19 protein-coding genes and 1 riboswitch are annotated in these 20,152 nt (G+C 70.6%); of the genes, 8 read left to right on the top strand and 11 right to left on the bottom strand.

Annotated features, from left to right (window positions below):
• Positions 1-5 precede the first annotated feature (5 nt).
• Positions 6-1,205 carry a Gfo/Idh/MocA family protein gene (locus BJ965_RS36530; protein ID WP_184915579.1) on the top strand — a complete coding sequence of 400 codons (1,200 nt, stop codon included), beginning with the start codon at positions 6-8 and terminating at the stop codon, positions 1,203-1,205.
• A gap of 31 nt (positions 1,206-1,236) precedes the next feature.
• Here BJ965_RS36530 and BJ965_RS36525 read toward each other — a convergent pair whose 3' ends face one another.
• The 4 genes from BJ965_RS36525 to BJ965_RS36510 form a co-directional block, all read right to left on the bottom strand.
• Positions 1,237-1,932 (bottom strand): L,D-transpeptidase family protein, encoded by a 696-nt coding sequence (locus tag BJ965_RS36525; RefSeq protein ID WP_184915576.1) that lies wholly within the window; start codon positions 1,930-1,932, stop codon positions 1,237-1,239.
• Positions 1,933-2,278: 346 nt separating this feature from the next.
• Positions 2,279-3,193, bottom strand: a complete 915-nt coding sequence (locus tag BJ965_RS36520) for an SDR family oxidoreductase (RefSeq protein WP_184915573.1) — start codon at positions 3,191-3,193, stop codon at positions 2,279-2,281.
• Between the two features lie 90 nt (positions 3,194-3,283).
• The gene (locus tag BJ965_RS36515) at positions 3,284-3,913 is read right to left on the bottom strand and encodes an MBL fold metallo-hydrolase (RefSeq protein WP_184915570.1); all 630 of its coding nucleotides are present in this window, start codon (positions 3,911-3,913) and stop codon (positions 3,284-3,286) included.
• The gene (locus tag BJ965_RS36510) at positions 3,913-5,001 is read right to left on the bottom strand and encodes an S-(hydroxymethyl)mycothiol dehydrogenase (RefSeq protein WP_184915567.1); all 1,089 of its coding nucleotides are present in this window, start codon (positions 4,999-5,001) and stop codon (positions 3,913-3,915) included. The genes BJ965_RS36515 and BJ965_RS36510 overlap by 1 nt, the downstream gene beginning before the upstream one ends.
• A gap of 163 nt (positions 5,002-5,164) precedes the next feature.
• Here BJ965_RS36510 and BJ965_RS36505 point away from each other — a divergent pair, with 163 nt between their 5' ends.
• On the top strand, positions 5,165-6,919 hold the full coding sequence (locus BJ965_RS36505) for an ABC transporter ATP-binding protein (protein ID WP_184915564.1): 1,755 nt from the start codon (positions 5,165-5,167) through the stop codon (positions 6,917-6,919).
• 55 nt (positions 6,920-6,974) lie between these two features.
• Here BJ965_RS36505 and BJ965_RS36500 read toward each other — a convergent pair whose 3' ends face one another.
• Positions 6,975-7,262: a hypothetical protein gene (locus BJ965_RS36500; protein WP_184915562.1), complete on the bottom strand. Its 288-nt coding sequence runs from the start codon at positions 7,260-7,262 to the stop codon at positions 6,975-6,977.
• A 173-nt stretch (positions 7,263-7,435) separates the two neighbouring features.
• On the opposite strand from BJ965_RS36500, the gene BJ965_RS36495 reads away from it, so the two are divergent.
• Both BJ965_RS36495 and BJ965_RS36490 read left to right on the top strand, forming a co-directional pair.
• On the top strand, positions 7,436-7,798 hold the full coding sequence (locus BJ965_RS36495) for a nuclear transport factor 2 family protein (protein WP_184915559.1): 363 nt from the start codon (positions 7,436-7,438) through the stop codon (positions 7,796-7,798).
• Positions 7,799-7,827: 29 nt separating this feature from the next.
• Positions 7,828-7,912, top strand: a riboswitch (ZMP/ZTP riboswitch).
• Positions 7,913-7,934: 22 nt separating this feature from the next.
• On the top strand, positions 7,935-8,792 hold the full coding sequence (locus tag BJ965_RS36490; RefSeq protein WP_184915556.1) for a bifunctional 5,10-methylenetetrahydrofolate dehydrogenase/5,10-methenyltetrahydrofolate cyclohydrolase: 858 nt from the start codon (positions 7,935-7,937) through the stop codon (positions 8,790-8,792).
• On the opposite strand, the gene BJ965_RS36485 is transcribed toward BJ965_RS36490, so the two are convergent.
• Both BJ965_RS36485 and BJ965_RS36480 read right to left on the bottom strand, forming a co-directional pair.
• On the bottom strand, positions 8,793-9,860 hold the full coding sequence (locus tag BJ965_RS36485; protein ID WP_184915552.1) for a CU044_5270 family protein: 1,068 nt from the start codon (positions 9,858-9,860) through the stop codon (positions 8,793-8,795).
• Positions 9,853-10,413, bottom strand: a complete 561-nt coding sequence (locus BJ965_RS36480) for an RNA polymerase sigma factor (protein ID WP_184915549.1) — start codon at positions 10,411-10,413, stop codon at positions 9,853-9,855. Before BJ965_RS36480 ends, BJ965_RS36485 begins: the two co-directional genes overlap by 8 nt.
• Positions 10,414-10,518: 105 nt before the next feature.
• Between BJ965_RS36480 and ctaD the strand changes: the two genes are divergently transcribed.
• Entirely contained in the window at positions 10,519-12,126 is a 1,608-nt protein-coding gene (gene ctaD / locus BJ965_RS36475; protein WP_184915546.1) for an aa3-type cytochrome oxidase subunit I, read from the top strand.
• On the top strand, positions 12,123-12,473 hold the full coding sequence (locus BJ965_RS36470) for a hypothetical protein (RefSeq protein ID WP_184915544.1): 351 nt from the start codon (positions 12,123-12,125) through the stop codon (positions 12,471-12,473). Before ctaD ends, BJ965_RS36470 begins: the two co-directional genes overlap by 4 nt.
• 93 nt (positions 12,474-12,566) lie before the next feature.
• Here the strand turns inward: BJ965_RS36470 and BJ965_RS36465 are convergent, their stop codons facing one another.
• Entirely contained in the window at positions 12,567-13,175 is a 609-nt protein-coding gene (locus BJ965_RS36465; RefSeq protein ID WP_184915541.1) for a DUF2867 domain-containing protein, read from the bottom strand.
• Between the two features lie 96 nt (positions 13,176-13,271).
• Here BJ965_RS36465 and BJ965_RS36460 point away from each other — a divergent pair, with 96 nt between their 5' ends.
• Complete coding sequence (locus BJ965_RS36460; protein WP_184915538.1) at positions 13,272-13,832, top strand: TetR/AcrR family transcriptional regulator; 561 nt, start codon at positions 13,272-13,274, stop codon at positions 13,830-13,832.
• Between the two features lie 264 nt (positions 13,833-14,096).
• Here BJ965_RS36460 and BJ965_RS36455 read toward each other — a convergent pair whose 3' ends face one another.
• Positions 14,097-14,741 carry a TetR/AcrR family transcriptional regulator gene (locus BJ965_RS36455; RefSeq protein WP_184915535.1) on the bottom strand — a complete coding sequence of 215 codons (645 nt, stop codon included), beginning with the start codon at positions 14,739-14,741 and terminating at the stop codon, positions 14,097-14,099.
• Between the two features lie 192 nt (positions 14,742-14,933).
• Between BJ965_RS36455 and BJ965_RS36450 the strand changes: the two genes are divergently transcribed.
• On the top strand, positions 14,934-16,190 hold the full coding sequence (locus BJ965_RS36450; protein WP_184915532.1) for a YncE family protein: 1,257 nt from the start codon (positions 14,934-14,936) through the stop codon (positions 16,188-16,190).
• A gap of 23 nt (positions 16,191-16,213) precedes the next feature.
• On the opposite strand, the gene BJ965_RS36445 is transcribed toward BJ965_RS36450, so the two are convergent.
• Together BJ965_RS36445 and BJ965_RS36440 are read right to left on the bottom strand one after the other, a co-directional pair.
• A complete protein-coding gene (locus tag BJ965_RS36445; protein ID WP_184915529.1) occupies positions 16,214-18,073 on the bottom strand; it encodes a cellulase family glycosylhydrolase in 1,860 nt (619 codons plus the stop codon).
• Positions 18,074-18,155: 82 nt separating this feature from the next.
• Positions 18,156-20,129 (bottom strand): elongation factor G, encoded by a 1,974-nt coding sequence (locus BJ965_RS36440; RefSeq protein WP_184915526.1) that lies wholly within the window; start codon positions 20,127-20,129, stop codon positions 18,156-18,158.
• Between the last annotated feature and the right edge of the window lie 23 nt (positions 20,130-20,152).

Genomic DNA, 20,152 nt, shown 5'->3' with positions numbered 1-20,152 from the left:
CTCACATGACGTTCTCCCTCGGCATCGTCGGCGCCGGACAGTTCTCGGGCCAGTTCGCCACCCTGTTCCAGGCCCACCCCGGCGTCGGCGACGTCTACGTCACCGATCTGCTGCCCGAGCGGGCCGCACAACTCGCCTCCGCCCAGGGGCTGGCGGGCACCTTCCCGTCGTACCAGGCCATGCTGGAGTCGGAGGACGTCGACGCCGTCGCGATCTTCACCCAGCGCTGGACGCACGGGCCGCTGGTACTCCAGGGACTGAACGCCGGCAAGCACGTGTACTCCGCCGTCCCCATGGCCATCAGCACGGAGGAGATCGCGGCGATCGTCGACGCGGTCAAGGCCACCGGGCTGACCTACATGATGGGTGAGACCAGCGAGTACAACCCGGCCACGGTCCACGCCCGCAACCAGATCGCCCAGGGCGCCTTCGGACGGCTCTTCTACGCCGAGGGCGACTACGTCCACGACATGGACCTGGGGTTCTACGAGGCCTATCAGTACAGCGGCGGTGAGAACTGGAAGGCGACCGCCAGCTATCCCCCGCTGCTGTACCCGACGCACGCGGTAGGCGGGGTGCTGGGCGCCTGGAAGACGCACGCGGTGAGCGTGTCGGCGATCGGTGTCGTCGACGAGCGGGGCGACGGCGTCTTCGACAAGGACGTCAGCCAGTTCGGCAACGACTTCTCCAATGCCACCGCGCTGTTCGAGGTGGCGGGCGGCGGCTCGTTCCGTACCAACGAGTTCCGGCGGGTCGGCTACCCGTCGCACATACGGGAGTCGCGTTTCCGCTTCTTCGGCACCGAGGCGAGCATGGAGCAGCTCGCCACGGTCGCCCTGTGGCAGGACAAGCAGGGGGTGAAGGACATCAGCGAACTGCTGGAGCCCAAGCCCACCATGGCGCCCGACGACCCGTCACTCCAGCACATCGCGCCGGAGCTGCGGGCCGCCTTCACCTCCGGGTCGGCGCCCGTGCACGACCGCGGGCGGCTGCCGAGGGAGTTCGACCACCTCCACAACGGCCACGAGGGCAGCCACCACTTCCTGGTGGACGACTTCGTGACCGCCGTCAACGCCCGCACGCTGCCGTCGGTGAACGCGTGGGTGGCCGCCCGCTACACCCTGCCGGGCATCATCGCGCACGAGTCGGCGCGGCAGGGCGGGGTCAGGCTGGAGATCCCGGACTTCGGGGACGCGCCCCAGTAGGGGACGACGGCTGCGAGCCGGGTGCCCGGTATCAGGTGCCCGGCTTGCGGCCGTAGACGAAGACGTCGTCGCCCTTCTTCAGCAGCGACCAGTACTTCTTGGCGTCGGTCTTCGTCATGTTGGTGCAGCCGTGCGAGCCCGGCGGGTTCCACATGCTGACACCGACCGAGTGGAAGGCCTGGCCGCCGTCGAAGAACTGCGCGTAGGGCATCGGCACGTCATAGATGGACGACACGTGGTCGATGTTGCGCCAGTAGATCTTCTTCAGGCCGGTGCGGGTCTCGTACCCGTCGCGGCCGGTGCGGACCGGGACGGGACCGTAGACGAGCTTCTTGCCGTCCTGGATCCAGCTGAGCTGGAGCGTCAGGTTCACGCAGGCGATCCGGCCCTTGTTCACCGGGCACTTGCCGTCCTTGTTGGGGGTCTGCCCGACGGCCTTCTGCTTCTGCATCAGGTCCATCACGCCCCAGGTGACGGAACCGGCGTAGCCGATGTTCGGGGAGATGCCGTGCTTGGTCTGGAAGGCCTTGATGGCCTTGCAGTCGGCGGCGGACTGCTTGCCGTCGACCGGACGGCCGAGGAACTTCTCCACCTTCTTCTGATACGGGCCGGCCTGCGTGGTGCAGCTCGCCGCCTGGGCCGGTGCGGCCCCGAGTGCGAGCGTGAGCGGTGCCACCAGACCGGTGATCCCCAGTGCGACGGCGCTCCGTCTGCGTACGTCCCCCATGGCTGGTCCTGCCCTTTCACGAAAGCGGTTCGGTGATGTCTGCCAGCTAGACGGACGGAGACCGGTTCCGGTTGTGCGGTGAGCCGCGCTGGGACGGAACAGTGACATTCCTCATGGAGCGGACCGGGAACGCACGAAGCGGTGGACAGGTGAAAGGTATGCCGTAAGTTACGCATATACGTTTACAATATAAGATTGCGGATGTGAGGTAGGAGCTCTCGATCCGCACCCGCGACAGCGGGCCGGACCGCCCGGCTCGGCCTGTACCGCATGCCGTCGAAGGAGGCCTGTGAGGGCCCCGCCTGAACCCGTCCGCCTCACCGGACACCGGTTCGGCGGGCGGACGTCACCGGTATCCGGTGACGTCCGCGGGCTTGCCCGCGTCCTGGACCTCCACGAGGTAGCGCCAGGCGTCCGGGCGGCTGCCGTCGAGGTCGGTGAAGCCGTACGCCCGGGCGAGTCCGCCGCTGGACAACGACTGCCCGTTCCAGCGCGCCACGTCCGCGTCGGCGGCGAGTGCGGCCACGGCCCGGCCCACGTAGTGCGGGGTCTCCGAGATGGCGAAGTGGGGAACGCGCTCCAGCGCGTCGCGCCAGTTCTCCTCCCGTACCCCGAAGCCGTCCAGCATCATCTCCGAGCGCAGCCAGCCGGGGGTGAGGGCGACGGCTGTGGCGCCGCGCGGGCCGAGTTCGTGGCCGAGGGCGAAGGCCATACGCAGCACGGAGGCCTTGGCGAGGTCGTAGAAGAAGTTCACACGGTAGTTCTCCGCGTTGTATGCGGCGGTGCCGTCGGTGAGCTCGACGACCAGGCCGCCGGGATGGCGCAGCAGCAGGGGCAGGGCGTGGTGGCTGGTGACGGCGTGCGTCTCGACGGCGAGCTTCAGCAGGCGCAGCCCGTTGTCGAGGTCGTGCTCCCAGAGGGGGGTGTCCCACTCGAAGAGCTTCTCGCCGCCCCAGATGTCGTTGACCAGGACATCGAGGCGGCCCTGCTCGTCCGCGATCCTGTCCACGAGCGCCTTGACCTGCGAACGGTCGAGGTGGTCGGTGGGGACGGCGATGCCCTTGCCGCCGGCGGCGGTGACCAGGTCGGCGGTGTCCTCGATCGTCTCGGGCCGGTCGTACTCCGACCGGCGGGCGCGGGTGGTGCGGCCGGTGACGTAGACGGTGGCGCCGGCCGCGCCGAGTTCCACGGCGATCCCCCGTCCCGCGCCCCGGGTCGCCCCGGCGACCAGCGCGACCTTGTCCTGCAACGGAGCTGACATGTCCGACCTCCCGTGACCGTGGCTGCTTGTCGCCTCCAGGGTCACGGGTAAGCCGGACATCTTCTGTCGCCTTTTACCGGCGACACGCGGTCAGTGTCCCCGGGCGATCCATTCCTGGAGCTGCGGGGCCTCCGCGCCGATGGTCGTGGAGTCGCCGTGGCCGGTGCGGACCGTCGTCTCGGGCGGCAGGGTCAGCAGCCGGTCGCGGATCGAGTCGATGATCGTCGGGAAGTGCGAGAAGGACCGGCCGGTGGCGCCGGGGCCGCCCTGGAAGAGGGTGTCGCCGGTGAAGACGGTGCCCAGTCCCGGGTCGTAGAGGCAGACGGCGCCGGGCGCGTGCCCCGGGGTGTGCAGGACCCTGAGGTCGGCGCCGCCGGCCTCGATCGTCTGGCCGTCGACCAGCCAGGCGTCCGGTTCCCGGTCCGGGTGGGTCTGCTTCCACAGCGGCAGGTCGTCGTGGTGCAGCCAGATGGTGGCACCGGTGCGCTCGGCGAGGGCGGGGGCGGCGTCGATGTGGTCGTTGTGGGCGTGCGTGCACACGATGGCGGTGAGCCGGCGGTCCCCGACGGCCTCGGCGATGGCGTCGGCGTCGTGGGCGGCGTCGATGACGATCGCCTCGTGATCGTCGCCGACGATCCACACATTGTTGTCGACGTCCCAGGTGCCGCCGTCGAGGCTGAACCGGCCGGAGGTGACGAGGTGTTCGATGCGCGTCGTCATCACAGCACCACCACCGAGCGCAGCACGTCGCCGTGGTGCATCCGCTCGAACGCCTTCTCCACCTCGTCGAGCCCGATCGTCTCCGTGACGAACGCGCCGAGGTCCAGACGCCCCTGCAGATGCAGGTCGATCAGCATGGGGAAGTCGCGGGACGGCAGGCAGTCGCCGTACCAGCTGGACTTCAGGGATCCGCCGCGGCCGAAGACGTCGAGCAGCGGCAGTTCGAGCTTCATCTCGGGTGTGGGGACGCCGACGAGGACGACCGTGCCCGCGAGGTCACGGGCGTAGAAGGCCTGCTTGTAGGTCTCGGGCCGGCCGACGGCCTCGATGACGACGTCGGCGCCGAAGCCGCCGGTGAGCTCGCGGATCGCCTCGACCGGGTCGTTCTCGCGCGAGTTGACGGTGTGGGTGGCGCCCATGGAGCGGGCGGTCTCCAGCTTGCGGTCGTCGATGTCGACGGCGATGATCGTCGCCGCTCCGGCCAGTTGCGATCCGGCGATGGCCGCGTCGCCGACCCCGCCGCAGCCGATGACGGCGACCGAGTCGCCCCGGCCGACGTTGCCGGTGTTGATCGCGGCGCCGATGCCGGCCATCACACCGCAGCCCAGCAGCCCGGCCACCTGCGGGGCCACCCGCGGGTCGACCTTGGTGCACTGCCCGGCCGCGACCAGCGTCTTCTCCGCGAAGGCTCCGATGCCGAGGGCCGGGGACAGCTCCTGGCCCGTCGAGGCGAGGGTCATCCTCTGCTGCGCGTTGTGGGTGTCGAAGCAGTACCAGGGGCGCCCGCGCAGACAGGCCCGACACTTCCCGCACACCGCACGCCAGTTGAGGATCACGAAGTCACCGGGCTCGACATCGGTGACGCCGGGGCCGACCGCCTCGACCACGCCCGCTGCCTCGTGACCGAGCAGGAACGGGAACTCGTCGTTGATGCCGCCCTGCTTGTAGTGCAGGTCGGTGTGGCACACCCCGCAGGCCTGCACCTGCACCACGGCCTCGCCCGGGCCGGGGTCGGGCACCACGACCGTCTCGATCCGCACCGGCTCGTCCTTGCCGGGGGCGATCACGCCGCGTACTTCCTGGGCCATGCTGCTGACTCCTTCGTCGGCCGGGGGTCCGTTCCCCTCCGACCCTACGCGCGACTGATCGGTGAGGGGCGCGGATCGACCGGCCTGTTCTGCTCGAAAAGAGCAGGCCGCGCGGGTCGGCGGCGACGTAGCCTGAACGCTCCGCCGACGCCGAGGGAGCGCCGTGAGCATCGCAGAGACCGAGACCGCCACACCCCCGTGGCGGCAGTTGCTCGGATACGTACGGCCGCACCGCTGGGCCCTGGTCGCCGGTGCGCTGCTCTCGCTGGTCACCGGGGCGACCGGGCTGCTGCTGCCGCTGGTGGCGCGGGGCCTGATCGACGACCTGTCGCACGACCGGGACATCACCGGCGCCCTGCTGGCGATGTCGGCCCTGGTCGTGGCCAACGCGGCGGTGGGCGCGCTGGGTTCGTACGTGCTGACGCGCACCGCCGAGTCGGTGGTGCTCGGCGCGCGGCGGGCCCTGTCGTCGTATCTGCTGCGGCTGCGGATCACGGCCGTGGACCGCAGCGAACCCGGGGACCTGATGGCCCGCATCACCTCCGACACCACGCTGTTGCGCGCGGTCACCACCGACTCGCTGGTCGGACTGGGCACGGGCGGACTCACCCTCGTCGCCACGGTGGTGATGATGGGCTGGGTGGACGCCGTGCTGCTGGGCGTCACCCTGGCCGTGATCCTGGGCGCGGGCGTGATCCTCGGGGTGATCGTGCCGCGTATCAACCAGGCCAGCCGACAGGCGCAGAACGCGGTCGGGGTCATGGGTGCCTCGCTGGAGCGGATCCTCGGCGCCCTGCGCACGGTGAAGGCGTCCGGCGCGGAGCACCGGGAGGAGCGGACGCTGCACGAGGCGGCACAGGAGTCGTGGCGCCAGAGCGTGCGGGCCGCCAAGTGGTCGGCCGCCGCGGGCAACACGGCGGGACTCGCCATGCAGATCGCCTTCATCACGGTGCTCGCCGTGGGCGGCGCACGCGTCGCGACCGGCGCGGTGGACGTGGGCACGCTGGTGGCGTTCCTGCTGTACGTCTTCTACCTGATGTCGCCGATACAGCAGGTCGTCGGCGCCATCACCCAGTACCAGACGGGCGCCGCGGCCCTCACCCGCATCGAGGAGGCCCTGCGCCTGCCCGCCGAGCCGGCCGCCGAGGCCGCCCCGCTGCCCTCCCCCGGCGCCGAGCCCGCCGCCCTCGCCTTCGACGACGTCCGCTTCCGCTACGCCGACGACCTGCCCTACGTCCACCACGGGGTGACGTTCACCGTGCCCGCACAGGGCATGACGGCGTTCGTCGGCCCCTCAGGCGCCGGCAAGACCACCGTCTTCTCGCTGATCGAGCGGTTCTACGACCCCGAGTCCGGGGTGATCACGCTGGACGGGCGGGATCTGGACGACTGGGAGCTTCCCCGGCTGCGCGCCGCGATCGGCTACGTGGAGCAGGATGCGCCGGTCCTGTCGGGCTCCCTGCGGGACAACCTGGTGCTGGGCAATCCGGAGGCGGACGAGGACGCCCTCGCGCGGGTACTCAAGACGACCCGTCTCGACGGTCTGGTCTCCCGGCTGCCGGGCGGCCTCGACACGCTCGTGGGGCACCGCGGCACCAAGCTGTCCGGCGGTGAGCGGCAGCGCGTCGCCATCGCCCGCGCGCTGCTGCGCCGCCCCCGGCTGCTGCTCCTGGACGAGGCGACCTCGCAGCTGGACGCGGTGAACGAGGCGGCGTTGCGGGACACCGTCGCGGACGTGGCGCGCACGACCACGGTCCTCGTCGTGGCGCACCGGCTGTCGACGGTGACGATGGCCGACCGGATCGTGGTGATGGACGCGGGACGGGTCCGGGCCGTCGGCACGCACCGTGAGCTCGTGACGGCCGATCCGCTCTACGCGGAGCTGGCGGCGACGCAGTTCCTGGCCACCGCGGACTGAGTCCGCGCACGACGAGGGCCGCCCGGTTCCGGGCGGCCCTCGTCGTGCGCTGCGGTCAGCGGACGTTCGGAAGGAAACCGAAGACCGGGGAGACCAGGCCGACGACCTGGTTCAGCTGGTCGAGGTCGTTGAGGCGCTTGAGCCCGGCCACCTGCGAGGAGGGCCGCGGGATCTCGGCCTTGTGCTCGGCGGGGATGTCGCTCACGGCCAGCGAGTCGAGCGTGGACATCGGGCTGAGCGGGCTCTTCGCTTCCGCGTCGGCCGCGTTCGCCATCGGCGCGACGAGGCCGGTGACGCCAGCGGCGAGACCAACGGCGGCGACGATACGTCGTGTTGAGATCATGCCTTTCGCAACGCCGGCGGGTCCCCGGCGGACACGGGCGGGCGGCGCCGCTCACCCGTCAGGCCCAGTGTTCCGGTTGCGCTTGCCTAGCCCGCCGGGCGGGAGGACGCTCGACAGGAGAGGTGTTTCGCGGCCCGCGTCCGCCGGGCCGCGGCCCTTCGAAGGAGGTCATCATGGGAACCGCGGCAGACCCCGCCTTCGACCGTGACACCCTGCGCCGGGGCGTGGAAGGGGATCCGGACATCCTGCTCTCCCTGTACGCCGACGATGCGGAGCTGCGCATCGTGGACCGCACGACCCAGCCCAGCCACCCCAAGGTCCTGCACGGCCGGGACGAGATCGGCCGGATGCTGGAGGACGTCTACAGCCGCGACATGTCGCACACGCTGGAGCGGTGCGTCATCCAGGGCGACGAGGCCGCCTACAGCGAGAGTTGCCAGTACGCGGACGGGGTGCGCGTCTTCTCGGAGTCCATGATCGGACTCCGCGACGGCAAGATCGCCGAGCAGACCCTGGTCCAGGCCTGGGACGAGTAGCGGGAGCGGCACCGGCCTCCTTTAGGGTGGGTCCGGGCCGTGACTGGCGCTGAGGTGGAGCACCACCGGGGAGCGGCCCCGCGGAAGTCGATGCCGTGCGCCTGGGCGAAGCAGTACATCGGCCCAGGAGTGGATCATGTCTCAGGCCCGGCTCATGGACGGCACCGCACTCGCCCGGCGGATCATCGAGGAGACCGGCGAGCGCGCGGCCGTCCTCACCGAACGGACGGGCACCGCGCCCTGTCTCGCGACGGTGCTCGTCGGTGAGGACCCCGCGTCCGTCACGTATGTCCGGATGAAGCAGAACCGCTGCCGCAAGGCCGGCATCACCTCACGGCACGTGGCGCTGCCCGCCGCGACGACCACCGCGGAACTCGTCGGCGCGGTCGAGGCGCTCTCCGCCGACCCCGGGGTGCACGGCATCCTGCTCCAGCACCCGGTGGGCGACCACATCGACGAGCGGGCCGCGTTCGAGGCGATAGCGCCCGGGAAGGACGTCGACGGCGTCACCTTCGCCTCCTTCGCCACCATGAGCTTCGGCCTGCCCGGCTTCGTGTCGTGCACGCCCGGCGGGATCATGCGGCTGCTCGACGCGTACGGCGTCGACCCGGCCGGGAAGCGGGCCGTGGTCGTGGGCCGCAGTGCGATCCTCGGCAAGCCAGTCGGAATGCTGCTGCTCGCCCGGGACGCGACGGTCACCTACTGCCACTCGCGCACCCGGGAGCTGTCGGCGGCCGTGCGCGAGGCCGACATCGTGGTGGCCGCGGTGGGCCGGCCCCGGCTCATCCGCGGCCAGGACGTCAAGCCCGGCGCCGTGGTGATCGACGCCGGGTACAACGCCGGGAACGTCGGCGACGTCGACTTCGACTCCGCCGTGGAGCGGGCCTCGCTGATCACGCCGGTGCCGGGCGGTGTCGGCCCGATGACCATCGCCACGCTGCTGGAGCAGACCGTGCGGGCCGCCGCCCGGCAACTCGGTGTCGCCGAGGGGTGATCAGCGCATCCAGGCGCTGTACGACATGACGTCGCCCTCCTCGACTCCGTACTCGGGATCCGGCCGCGTGAGGGTGCTCTCCAGGCCGAGGACGGCGCCGGCGGCCGGGTCCATGATCAGCATGCGGCGGACTCCGCGGCTGTCGTTCACGTAGGCCTGGCCGCGTCGGCCCAGCCGGTCGGTGACCCGGCCGACCGGCCGCAGTCCCTCGGCGCCGGCGAGGAGCCGGGTGAGCGCCGCATTCTCGCGTGCGCCGAGGGTCCAGTTGTCGAGCAGCGTCGCCATGGCGTCGAGCAGTTCGGGCGTGGTCAGCGGGGTGTCGGTGTACTGAGCCTCCATCAGGTAGGCGCGCAGCCGGGCCGGGTCGCGGGGCGGGGGCGACTTGGGCGGGGCGTCGCTCCAGCTCGGCGGGTAGGTCTGGTCGAGGAGGACGTGACCGTCGTCGACGAGGTGCGGTTCGCCGCCCTCGTCCGAGAGGACCGGGCGGCCCGGATGCCTGGGGTCCGTGGCCACGACGAGTTCGGTATGGCTGTCGTCGGCCCGCCAACGCACGATGCGCTCTTCGGGCAGGGTGATCGGGGGCTTGCCGTCGGACATGCCGAGACTCCAGGACTGCACGTGAGTGCCCTTGCGCAGGCGGGGCGCGTCGTCGGACCCGGCCACGGCCGACGCCAGCTCGGCCATACGGTGCAGGGGCACGGGTGTGGAGCCGGTCTCGACCACCAGCGGGCGGGGCGCGGCTACCGCGGGCGGGGTGCTCGGTCCGCTCAGTACGAGGGTGAGGGTCAGGGCGGCGACGACGGCCGTGGCGACCAGGCCCCAGGCCAGCCGGAGCCGGCCGGGCCCCGGGAGCAGCCCGTGCCGATGACGGCCGGGGAGCAGGCCACGTGGGTGTCCCGGGAGCAGACCCGATCGGCCTCCCGGGCGGCCGCGGAGCCCGTCCCCCGGGTCGCGCAGCAGTTGTTCGAGCCGGCGCTCGGCGTTGTGGTCCAGGGGGCCGTCGCCGAAGTGGGGGCCGTCGGGCGGCGCGGGGTCGGCGCTGCGCAGCAGTTCGAGTTCGTCAGCCATGGCCGTGTTCCTTCGGGGCGGTCATGCAGGAGTGCTCGGCGATCGGGGCCTCGGGACGCATACGGTCGATCTCGGCTCTGAGGCGGCTTCGGGCCCGGTGCAGCCGCATGGACGCGGCCCGGCTGCCGCAGCCGAGGGCGACGGCGACCTCGTCGATGCCGAGTTGCTCCCAGGCCGTCAGCCGGAGCACCTCCTGGTCGGCCGCGGAGAGCCGGGCGAGCGCCTCGTGCACCCAGCCGCCGGGCGTGTCGGCCTCGGGGCCCGCCGCGATGTGCCGTCCGTGCGCGGTGTGGTCGTTGCCGAGCCGGTCGACGAGCCTGCGGCGGCGGCCGTGGCCGCGTACCGCGTTGGCCAGGCAGTTGCGTGCCACGCCGTACAGCCAGGGCAGCGCGGCGGCCGGGAGGTCGGCCCGGCGCCGCCAGGCCACCGTGAACACCTCCGCCACCACTTCCTCCACGTCGCCGGCCCGCCCGTCCAGTCGCCTGGCGACATAACGGCTGACCGCCCAGTAGTGCTCGCGGTAGGCAGCGGCGAAGATCTCGTCGTTGCTCATGTCCCGTTCCTGTCCGGCACCTTCCCGATCGTCACACCCGTTTTCGTGATGCTCGTCGCGTCGGTGCAGTGTGACGTCCGGGCGGGGCGCGGACACAGGCGGGGCATGAGGCACCTCAAGTGGCTGACGACCACTGATCACAAGACGATCGGCACGCTGTACCTGGTCACGTCGTTCGCGTTTTTCGTCATCGGCGGTGTGATGGCGCTGTTCATGCGTGCGGAACTGGCCCGTCCGGGTCTGCAGATCATGTCGAACGAGCAGTTCAACCAGGCGTTCACGATGCACGGCACGATCATGCTGCTGATGTTCGCGACGCCGCTGTTCGCCGGATTCGCGAACTGGATCATGCCGCTGCAGATCGGCGCGCCCGACGTGGCGTTCCCGCGGCTGAACATGTTCGCCTACTGGCTGTACCTGTTCGGCTCGCTCATCGCGGTCGGTGGCTTCCTCACCCCGCAGGGCGCGGCCGACTTCGGCTGGTTCGCCTACAGCCCGCTCTCGGACGCCGTCCGCTCCCCGGGCATCGGCGCCGACATGTGGATCATGGGTCTGGCCTTCTCCGGCTTCGGCACCATCCTCGGCTCGGTCAACTTCATCACCACGATCATCTGCATGCGCGCCCCCGGCATGACGATGTTCCGCATGCCGATCTTCACCTGGAACGTGCTGCTGACCGGCGTGCTGGTGCTCCTAGCCTTCCCGGTCCTGGCCGCGGCCCTCTTCGCGCTGGAGGCGGACCGCAAGTTCGGGGCGCAGATCTTCGACCCCGCCAACGGCGGTGCGTTGCTGTGGCAGCACTTGTTCTGGTTCTTCGGCCATCCGGAGGTGTACATCATCGCGTTGCCGTTCTTCGGCATCATCAGTGAGGTCATCCCGGTCTTCTCCCGTAAGCCGATGTTCGGTTACACGGGTCTGATCGGTGCGACCATCGCGATCGCGGGTCTGTCCGTGACGGTGTGGGCCCACCACATGTACGTCACCGGCGGCGTGCTGCTGCCGTTCTTCTCCTTCATGACGTTCCTCATCGCCGTACCGACCGGTGTGAAGTTCTTCAACTGGCTCGGCACCATGTGGCGTGGAAGCCTCTCGTTCGAGACGCCGATGCTGTGGGCGACCGGCTTCCTGATCACGTTCGTGTTCGGCGGGCTCACGGGTGTGCTGCTGGCCTCGCCACCCATCGACTTCCACGTCTCCGACACGTACTTCGTGGTCGCGCACTTCCACTACGTGATCTTCGGGACCGTCGTGTTCGCCATGTTCTCCGGCTTCCACTTCTGGTGGCCCAAGTTCACCGGCAGGATGCTGGACGAGCGCCTCGGCAAGATCACCTTCTGGACGCTGTTCATCGGCTTCCACGGCACGTTCCTGGTCCAGCACTGGCTCGGCGCCCAGGGCATGCAGCGGCGCATCCCCGACTATCTGGCGGTGGAGGGCCTGACCACGCTGAACACGGTGTCGAGCGTCTTCTCGTTCCTGCTCGGCATGTCGATGCTGCCGTTCGTCTACAACGTGTGGAAGACGGCCAAGTACGGCGAGAAGGTCACGGTCGACGACCCCTGGGGCTACGGCCGCTCCCTGGAGTGGGCGACCTCCTGCCCGCCGCCGCGGCACAACTTCGTCGCCCTGCCGAGGATCCGCAGCGAGTCTCCGGCGTTCGACCTGCACCACGAGGCCATCGCGGCGGCGGAGCGGGAGTTGACGCTCCGATGACCGCCATGGAAGGGCTCCCCGTGGACCTGCGGGCGTTCCACAACGAGGTCGAGGGCCATCTGCTGGCCGCCGCCGCGCACGAGGAGTCCCGGACGGCCGCCGCCCGCTTCACCGCCGGGCTCGACGGGCTGCCGGAGGCGCAACGGGCGGAGGCGGAGCGGCGGTTCGCGGCGGAGCATCTGGCCCTCACCCGGGCGTCGTGGCAGCGCACGGTCCGGCGCGGGGAGGAACTGCGGGGCGAGTACGAGAGGGTGTACCGCGCGCTCCGCGCACGACTGCTGGCCGGACTGCTGTTGGGGGTCGCGCTGCTGGTCGCGGTGGACCTCGTGGTGCTGGGGTCGGTCTGAGCGGTTCTGGTGCCCCTCGTGCTCTCACCCCGAGCCCCCGTCGTTCGAGGCGCAGGGGCTCGGGTGGAGCCCGGGGCACAGGGAGGGGAGGCGTCAGCGTGCCGTTCGGCGCGCCGCGTTCTCTCGCCACTCCCGGCCGATCGACCGCATCAGGGCCGGGTACACCCCCAGGTACCGGAAGGGTTTGATGCCGAGCATGTACAGGGAGCCGAGGCGGCCGTTGGGCTTCACGAGGACGGCCATCTGGCCGCGGTAGCCGCCGTTCCCGTCGGGGACCCAGCCGATGTGCATCACCCCGTGCATGGTCTTGTTGGCGTACTCGGCGGCCCACTCGTCGTGTGTCTGGAAGACCGACGTGAAGGGCGCCGCGCCGAGGTCGGGCCCCCGCGGCCCCTCGCGCAGGTCGTCCGGCAGCCGGTCGCGCAGCGTCGCCACCCGGCCGCCGACGCCCGAGTCCGGCTTGTCCCAGCCGAGCAGCGCGCCGAGCTTCCAGCGCACCGCGAACAGGAAGCGGCCCACGGGGTTGCCGCCGTCCGGACCGCCCTCGCCATCCGCCATCTGCTGGACCAGGTGGTGCAGGTCGTCCGGGCCGCCCGGCGTCGGCATCGCCCACAGATCCTCGAGCCGGAAGTCGCCGGCGACCTCGTGGATCCGCCAGGGGCGGGAGGTGTGGTCGGTTGCGGGAAGGCGCAGATCGCTCATGGCGGATCCTGTCTATACGGTGGCGTATAGATCGAGCATAGACCCATCTATACGGCTCCGTATACTTGGCCCGGGACATGTGAGGGGAGACACAGCATGGGCGCGATCCGTACGCCGCGGGACAAGTGGATCGAGGAGGGGCTGCGCGCGCTCGCCGCCGGCGGCCCCGAGGCGGTCCGGGTCGAGGTCCTCGCCCAGGCACTCGGCGTCAGCAAGGGCGGTTTCTACGGCTACTTCCGCAACCGTGCCGGCCTGCTGGAGGAGATGCTCGACACCTGGGAGCGAGCGGTCACCGAGGATGTCATCGAGCGGATCGAGCGCGACGGGGGCGACGCCCGCGAGCGGCTCGGGCGTCTCTTCGACTTCGTGGGATCGGGCGAGACGCGCGTGACCAGCGCCGGGGTCGAACTCGCGATCCGCGACTGGGCCCGGCGCGACGAAGCCGTCGCGCGTTGCCTGCGCCGGGCCGACAACCGGCGCATGGACTATCTGCGCGAGCTCTACGGGGCCTTTTGTCCCGATGAGGGCGATGTCGAGGCCCGCTGCCTGATCACCTTCTCGCTGCGCATCGGCGACCACCTCATCGCAGCCGACAACGGCCCGCGCAGCCGCGCGGAAGTCCTCGCCGCGGTCAGGAAGCGCCTGTTGAGCCAATAGCCGTCAGACCCTGGTCCAGGGGGCTCCTCGGCACCTGGCTCAGGCGCCGCCGCCGTCCGGTCCCTGGTCCGCGGCGCCGGTCTTACGGAGGTGGCCGTGAGCTGCTCCGGGGGATCGCCGGCGCAGGTCCCACCCGGCAGGGGCCGGGACCGGTCAGGGCCCGGGCGGCGCGCGGCGTGCGGCGTGCGGCGTGCGGCGTGCGGCGTGCGGCGTGCGGCAGGACGCTCCCCCCGCACCCGACGGCTGCCGTCACTCTCCCGGCTTTCACCCCGGCGGCCACAAGATGCCCAGCAACTGCCGGACCAGTTCGTCGACCACCTCGTCGAGGGTCGCGTCGACCCAGCCGGCGCTCCAGTCGTGCAGCAGGCCGTTGACGCTGCCGATGAAACCCGTGGCGGCGAGACGGTAGTCGCGGGGTGCGGCCTCTCCGCGTGCGGCGGCCGCGTCGGCCTCGGCGCAGATGAGGTCGACCCAGCCGGCGCGGCGGGCGAGCCGCTGCTCCTCCAGGCGCGGGCTGACGCCGATGATCTCGACGAAGGTGATACGCACCCGGCGCGGATCTGCGGCGACGTTCCCGGCGTAGGCGCGGAAGATGGCGGTGACGCGTTCGACGAGCGGCACATCCACCGCACCCGCGGCCGCTTCCAGGACCGCCGCCTCGGCCCAGCCGTTGACCTGGAGGTGCAGCGCGGCGAGCACGTCCTCGAGAGTGCGGAACTCCTCGTAGAACTGCCGCGTGGACAGCCCGGCCGTCTCGCTGAGGGCCGCGACCGTGGTGGAGCGGAAACCGGGGGCGTCGCCGAACAGTTGGAGCGCGGCGTCGAGGAACCGCCGGCGGCGCTCGGCCTGGCGCTCCTCCGCGGTCTTGCCGCCGTAGCGGCCGGTCGGCGCTCTGAGTCTGCCCGGCACCGGCTCTCCCTTCATCGTTCGAACACTGATTTTGTCGTGCACGCGGTCTTGTGGAGAAGGCCGCCCCTTCCTTACTTTGCAGTAAGTTAACTCTGAAAGCACGTGTGTTCAGATCCCACGCCCAGCTTTGGCATGTCCCACTCACGACGTGCACCCCACGGCAGAGACCCCACAGCAGAGAGGGGAGCAGTCATGCCCGTCTTCCGACGCCGGCACCTGTGCTCCGTAGCCGCAGCCCTCGCCCTGACCGTCACCGCTCCCGCTACCGCCGCCACCGCGGCCGCCCCGGGCTCCTCCGCCGCGCTGCGCGAGGTGCTGTTCGTGGGCAACAACTGGGACGGCACCGCCGAAGTCATCCGGTCCTCCGGTGACTTCGCGAAGATCGGCCGCGTCAACGTCATCCCCGACAAGGACGAGCGGATGGCGGCGATCAACGCCGATCCGATCAAGTGGATCTACTTCATGGCGATCCGCAACAGCGTCGGCGAGGGCCACGACCAGTTCGTCGACGACATGTACTCCACACCGGACGGGACCTCGGTAGTCGTCTCCCGGCCGAGCTTCGCCGACGTCGTCTCGATCGACCTCGCCTCCGGGCGTCTCAACTGGCGCTTCCCGGTGTCCGGTTACCGCTCCGACCACATGGCCGTCTCCCCCGACGGCAAGCGGGTCGCGGTGTCCGCGTCGACCTCCAACACCGTCCATGTGCTGGACATCGTCTCCGGCAGGGAACTGGGCAAGTTCGGCACCGGCGACAAGCCGCACGAGAACATCTTCACCCAGGACGGCAAGTACATCTACAACATGGCGATCGGCGACGTGAACACGCAGACCGACGCCCCGTGGCTGGACTGGACGAAGGGCGACCGGCGCATCACGGTCGTCGACGCCACGACGTACAAGCAGGTCAAGGTCATCGACATGCGTCCGCAGCTGGACGCGCTCGGCCTCAAGGACTACTCCGACGCCGTCCGCCCTGCCGTCTTCTCGCCGGACGAGTCGAAGCTGTACTTCCAGGTCTCCTTCTTCAACGGCTTCTTCGAGTACGACATCGCCACCGGCAAGATCACCCGCACCAAGACCCTGCCGAAGAACCCGGCGACCGGCGACGACCGCACGACCTTCGTCAACGACTCGCGCCACCACGGCATCTCGATGAGCCCGGACGGCCGCAAGCTGTGCGTCGCGGGCACCATGGACGACTACGCCACCGTCGTCGACCGCGCCACCCTCCAGGAGGGTCCGCTCGTCACCGCCTCCAAGCCCTATTGGGCCACGGTCAGCGGTGACGGCAAGTCCTGCGTGGTCTCCGAGAGCGGCACCGACCAGGTCACGGCCATCGACTTCGCCACCGGCAAGAAGGTCGTTTCCGTACCGGTCGGTGACCACCCGCAGCGCGTCCGGGTCGGCCATGTGGCGGCCGACTGGACGAGCCCGTCCGCTGGTTGACCTCCTTCAGCCGGCCTCCTTCTTCAGTCGACCTCCTTCGCCGCCCACGCCGCCAGTTCGGAGCGGGCCGCGGCGAGCAGATCCGCCGAGGGAGCCGTCGCCCCGTTGGTCACCAGCGCGTAGTGCAGGACGCCCGAGTCCGGCGCGGTGAGCAGCAGGCGACGGCTTCCCGTGCCGCCGGGCTCCCGCGCCACCGCGACCGGAGTGGCCGAGGTGTACGCCGGCGGGGCGTGCACCGCGCCCAGGTCGGAGACGACCGTGGTCGACGCCGCCGGGAAGCTCGCCGGCAGATGCAGTTCGGTGGGCGCCGAGCCGCCGTCGGAGCGCCACAGCAGCAGCCCGTACTGCCCGGACCCCACGAGGCGTTGCACATTCGGCAGGGAGCCCGGCACCGGGTTCCAGGTCAGGGTCGTCGAACCGTCCCGGGAGCGGTCCTCGTAGGTGAAGCCGACGGTCCGGCCGGCCGTGGCGCTGGGGTAGACGCGGTCCAGGAGCCGGGCGTCCTGGCGGAGCACGGGTGTGCCCGTGCCATCGAGGCGTACGGCTGACAGGTCCTCGTCGTTCCAGGCGTCGCCGGTGGTGAGCACCTTGTCGGGGTTGCCGTTCATCAGCTCGCGATGGCGGCCGTTGTAGATGTCCCACTGCCACTGCGAGCCCGAGAGCACGGCTCCCGAGGCGGCCGGGTCGGACCACCAGTCGGCGCCCTTGAGGCGTGAGTCGAGGGCCTGGTACATCGCCTTGAGGACGGTCGGCGCCTTGTCGGAAACGTTGCCGGCCAGGGGGTGCCCGAACTCGCTGACCACGGCGGCCGTCTGCGCGGCGGCGGCACGGTCGCGGACCGTGCGGAAGTCGCCCGCGTACTGGCCGTCGGCCGCCTTGCCCCACATGAAGACACCGGAGATCGCCTTCTGGTCGTAGAAGTGGGTGTTGAAGGCGTAGCGCGGCCCGAGTTCGCCGGCGTCGAGCAGGCCGCCCTCCTGCTTCTGGAAGTCGAGGTTGGCGTTCCAGAAGAGGTTCGGCTCGACGAAGGCGGGCTTGTCGCGCCAGCCCGCCGCATCCATACGGTCCCGGAACTTCTCGTAGAACGGCCAGAGCACGTCCTTCTCCCAGGTGCGGCTGCTCTGCCTGGAGTCGTACACGCCCGCGTGCGGTTCGTTGTACGGGTCGAAGCCGGCGATGCCCTTGAACTGATCCGCGCTCAGGTGCTGCTGGACGTAGGCCATGGTCTTCCGGGCCGTGGCGAGGAAGGCGTCCTGAACACCCTGCGCGTTGTGCCAGAAGTCGTACGTGGCGCGCTTCACGGCCTCGTTCTGGGTGATGTTCTGCCCCCAGAAGAGGCAGATCCCGCAGGACTCGTCCGGGTAGTTCCCGGCGTCCACCGCCCACTTGGGCGCGCCGTCGCCGGTGTACCAGCTGTCGGTGTCGAAGAGGTACCGGGAGTACAGGTCCTGGTGGAAATCGGGGTAGACGCGGATGCCGGCGTCGAGGAAGGCCTTCATCTGGTCGGTCGCGGCGGCCAGGTAGGCCGTGTCGACCTGGCCGCGCTCGGGCTCGGCGTACGCCCAGGAGAGCAGGAAGCGGACGGTGTTGCCGCCGCCGAGGGCGCGCAGCGCGGTCGCCGACTTACGGGCGTCGGCGACCGACGCGAAGGGCAGGCCCTTGTTCTCCGCGAGCTTGGTCTCGCCGGAGACGTTGTAGCCGCGCAGCACGATCTCGCGGCCGTGGGCGTCGGTGAAGCGGCCGTCCCGCACGGTGACGGCCGGATCGTCGAACCAGAGGGAGCCGGGAGGGGATGCGGCGGTGGCCGGCGGGACGCCCGCCACCGACACGGAGCCGAAGAGGACGACCAGGACAACCAGCAGACGCGCTCGGATAGTCGGCATGTCCACTACAGTCCGGCGATATCAGGACACCGTCAACACCCCTGACTCTGGAGTAAGTTCCCGCGCGGTCGACCCTCACACCTCAGCCACCGACTCTCCGTGTCACGTTCAACAAGTACTCCTTCCTGTTCAGCGGATTGTGGTCGGTGCGCGGACGCTCGGGGATCGTGCCGTGCGTGACCGGCGCATGGTGAGCGAAGGAGCTCTCCATCTCGCCCTCGCCCCGGGTCAGGCCCGGCAGCCTCTGTTCGAGGGCGTGCGCCCGGGCGGCCGGCACGGTGCCTTCGAGGACGCAGACGTCCTCCCGGTTCCGCGTCGTCTCCGGTACGGCCGCGAGCCCGGCGAGGACCGGCAGCAGGGCGCCTAGGGTGTCGGCGGGCGCCTCGATTCGGAAGCGGTGCAGCGGCTCGTGGACCCGCGTCCCGGCCCGCCGCAACGCCTCGATCAGCACCAGCGGGGTCACGCCGCGGAAGTCGGCCCCCGTGCTCGACATGCTCTTGTCGAAGCCCTGGTGGGCGTGGCTCTGCCGGGGCGAGTAGCCGCTGTGGGTCATGGTGACCACGCAGTCGGTGACCTGCCAGCCGTGCAGACCCTGGTCGAGGGTCTCGCGCACGGTGTCCTCGACGGCCTTGAAGAAGGCGTACGGCATCGACCCGAGCTCCACCTCCAGCCGGAAACCGACGCCCGAGCCGACCGGCGCGGGGTCGACGCGCAGGCCGACCGTCGCGAGGAACGGGTTCGGGTCCTTCTTGTTGAACTCCACCGCCTGCCCGGTGCCGACGGGCCGTTCGACGCACAGCGGAGTCGTCTCGCGGAAGGTGACGTCGAGGCCGTACTCCTCGGCGAGGGTGGCCTGGATGACCTCCTTCTGCACCTCGCCGTACAGCGAGACGGAGGTCTCCTGGCGTCGTTCGTCGCGGCGCAGGCCGATCAGCGGGTCCTGCTCCGCGAGTTGGGTGAGCGCGAGGTGGAGCGCCCCCCTGTTCACGCCCGGGCCGGGGACGACGACCGTCTCCAGGGTCGGCGGCGCGAAGAAGTGCTCGTAGGCCTTGCGGGGTTCGCCGATCGCGTCACCGATCCGGATGTCGCCCAGCCCGGTGAGGCGGGCGATCCGGCCGGCGGCGACGCAGTCCTCGCGGGTGTCCGTGCCGTGGCCGAAGACGCTGATGCCGGTGATCCGGCCTTCGGCGCCGTCCGTTCCGAAGGGGACCCGGTCGCGGGTGCGCAGGGTCCCGGAGAACATCCGGGCGTAGGCGACCTTCTCCCCCGTCGGGCCCCGGTCGACCTTGAACACGGTGGCGGACACCGGCCCGTCCGTGCCCCCGTCGGCAGCCGGAAGCAGTGTCTCGATGCCGGACAGGAGCGCCTTCACGCCCGCGCCCGTGGCGGCGGAGCCGAAGTAGACCGGGTGGACCAGTGCCTCCCCGGTCTGCGCGACGAGGGACCTGTGCAGCGCCGCTTCCGTGACGGTGTTCTCGACGTACGCGGCGAGCAGGGCGTCGTCGTGCCCGGTCAGGACGTCGAGGGCGGCGGCCGGTCCGAGCCCGGGGGTGAAGCGGGCCGTGCGGGTGCCGAGACCGGTGGCGGTTCCCATCGGCACGATCGCGGGGGTCAGCCGGGCCGAGATCTCCCGCAGCACCGCCTCGTGGCGCGCCCCGCCCCGGTCGATCTTGTTGACGAAGAGCAGGGTCGGGATGCGCAGCCGCCGCAGCGTCCGCATGAGCACCCGCGTCTGCGCCTGCACCCCCTCGACGGCGGAGATCACCAGGACGACGCCGTCCAGCACGCCGAGGACGCGCTCCACCTCGGCGATGAAGTCCGGGTGCCCGGGGGTGTCGATGAGGTTGACGGTCACGCCGTCGAGCGGGAACGAGACGACGGCGGACTTGATGGTGATGCCGCGCCGGCGCTCCAGGGCGAGGGTGTCGGTGCGGGTGTTCCCGTCGTCGACCCTGCCGATCTCGTCGATCACCCCGGCCGAATGGAGCAGCCGCTCGGTCAGGCTGGTCTTACCGGCGTCGACATGGGCGAGGATTCCCAGGTTGAGCATGTGCACGAAGCGTCATGTCCTTCGGAGAG

This window comes from Streptomyces luteogriseus (genome assembly GCF_014205055.1).
GTDB lineage: Bacteria > Actinomycetota > Actinomycetes > Streptomycetales > Streptomycetaceae > Streptomyces > Streptomyces luteogriseus.
This window is presented reverse-complemented; position numbering and strand designations above follow the sequence as displayed.

Bases quoted from the DNA above. Each gene is read 5' to 3' on its own strand.
- BJ965_RS36485 (WP_184915552.1), bottom strand. From the start codon at position 9,860: ATGGCTGACGAACTCGAACTGCTGCGCAGCGCCGACCCCGCGCCGCCC.
- BJ965_RS36530 (WP_184915579.1), top strand. From the start codon at position 6: ATGACGTTCTCCCTCGGCATCGTCGGCGCCGGACAGTTCTCGGGCCAG.
- BJ965_RS36445 (WP_184915529.1), bottom strand. From the start codon at position 18,073: ATGCCGACTATCCGAGCGCGTCTGCTGGTTGTCCTGGTCGTCCTCTTC.
- BJ965_RS36460 (WP_184915538.1), top strand. From the start codon at position 13,272: ATGGGCGCGATCCGTACGCCGCGGGACAAGTGGATCGAGGAGGGGCTG.
- BJ965_RS36470 (WP_184915544.1), top strand. From the start codon at position 12,123: ATGACCGCCATGGAAGGGCTCCCCGTGGACCTGCGGGCGTTCCACAAC.
- BJ965_RS36450 (WP_184915532.1), top strand. From the start codon at position 14,934: ATGCCCGTCTTCCGACGCCGGCACCTGTGCTCCGTAGCCGCAGCCCTC.
- BJ965_RS36480 (WP_184915549.1), bottom strand. From the start codon at position 10,413: ATGAGCAACGACGAGATCTTCGCCGCTGCCTACCGCGAGCACTACTGG.
- BJ965_RS36510 (WP_184915567.1), bottom strand. From the start codon at position 5,001: ATGGCCCAGGAAGTACGCGGCGTGATCGCCCCCGGCAAGGACGAGCCG.
- BJ965_RS36500 (WP_184915562.1), bottom strand. From the start codon at position 7,262: ATGATCTCAACACGACGTATCGTCGCCGCCGTTGGTCTCGCCGCTGGC.
- BJ965_RS36490 (WP_184915556.1), top strand. From the start codon at position 7,935: ATGTCTCAGGCCCGGCTCATGGACGGCACCGCACTCGCCCGGCGGATC.
- BJ965_RS36465 (WP_184915541.1), bottom strand. From the start codon at position 13,175: ATGAGCGATCTGCGCCTTCCCGCAACCGACCACACCTCCCGCCCCTGG.
- BJ965_RS36525 (WP_184915576.1), bottom strand. From the start codon at position 1,932: ATGGGGGACGTACGCAGACGGAGCGCCGTCGCACTGGGGATCACCGGT.
- BJ965_RS36515 (WP_184915570.1), bottom strand. From the start codon at position 3,913: ATGACGACGCGCATCGAACACCTCGTCACCTCCGGCCGGTTCAGCCTC.
- BJ965_RS36520 (WP_184915573.1), bottom strand. From the start codon at position 3,193: ATGTCAGCTCCGTTGCAGGACAAGGTCGCGCTGGTCGCCGGGGCGACC.
- ctaD (WP_184915546.1), top strand. From the start codon at position 10,519: ATGAGGCACCTCAAGTGGCTGACGACCACTGATCACAAGACGATCGGC.
- BJ965_RS36495 (WP_184915559.1), top strand. From the start codon at position 7,436: ATGGGAACCGCGGCAGACCCCGCCTTCGACCGTGACACCCTGCGCCGG.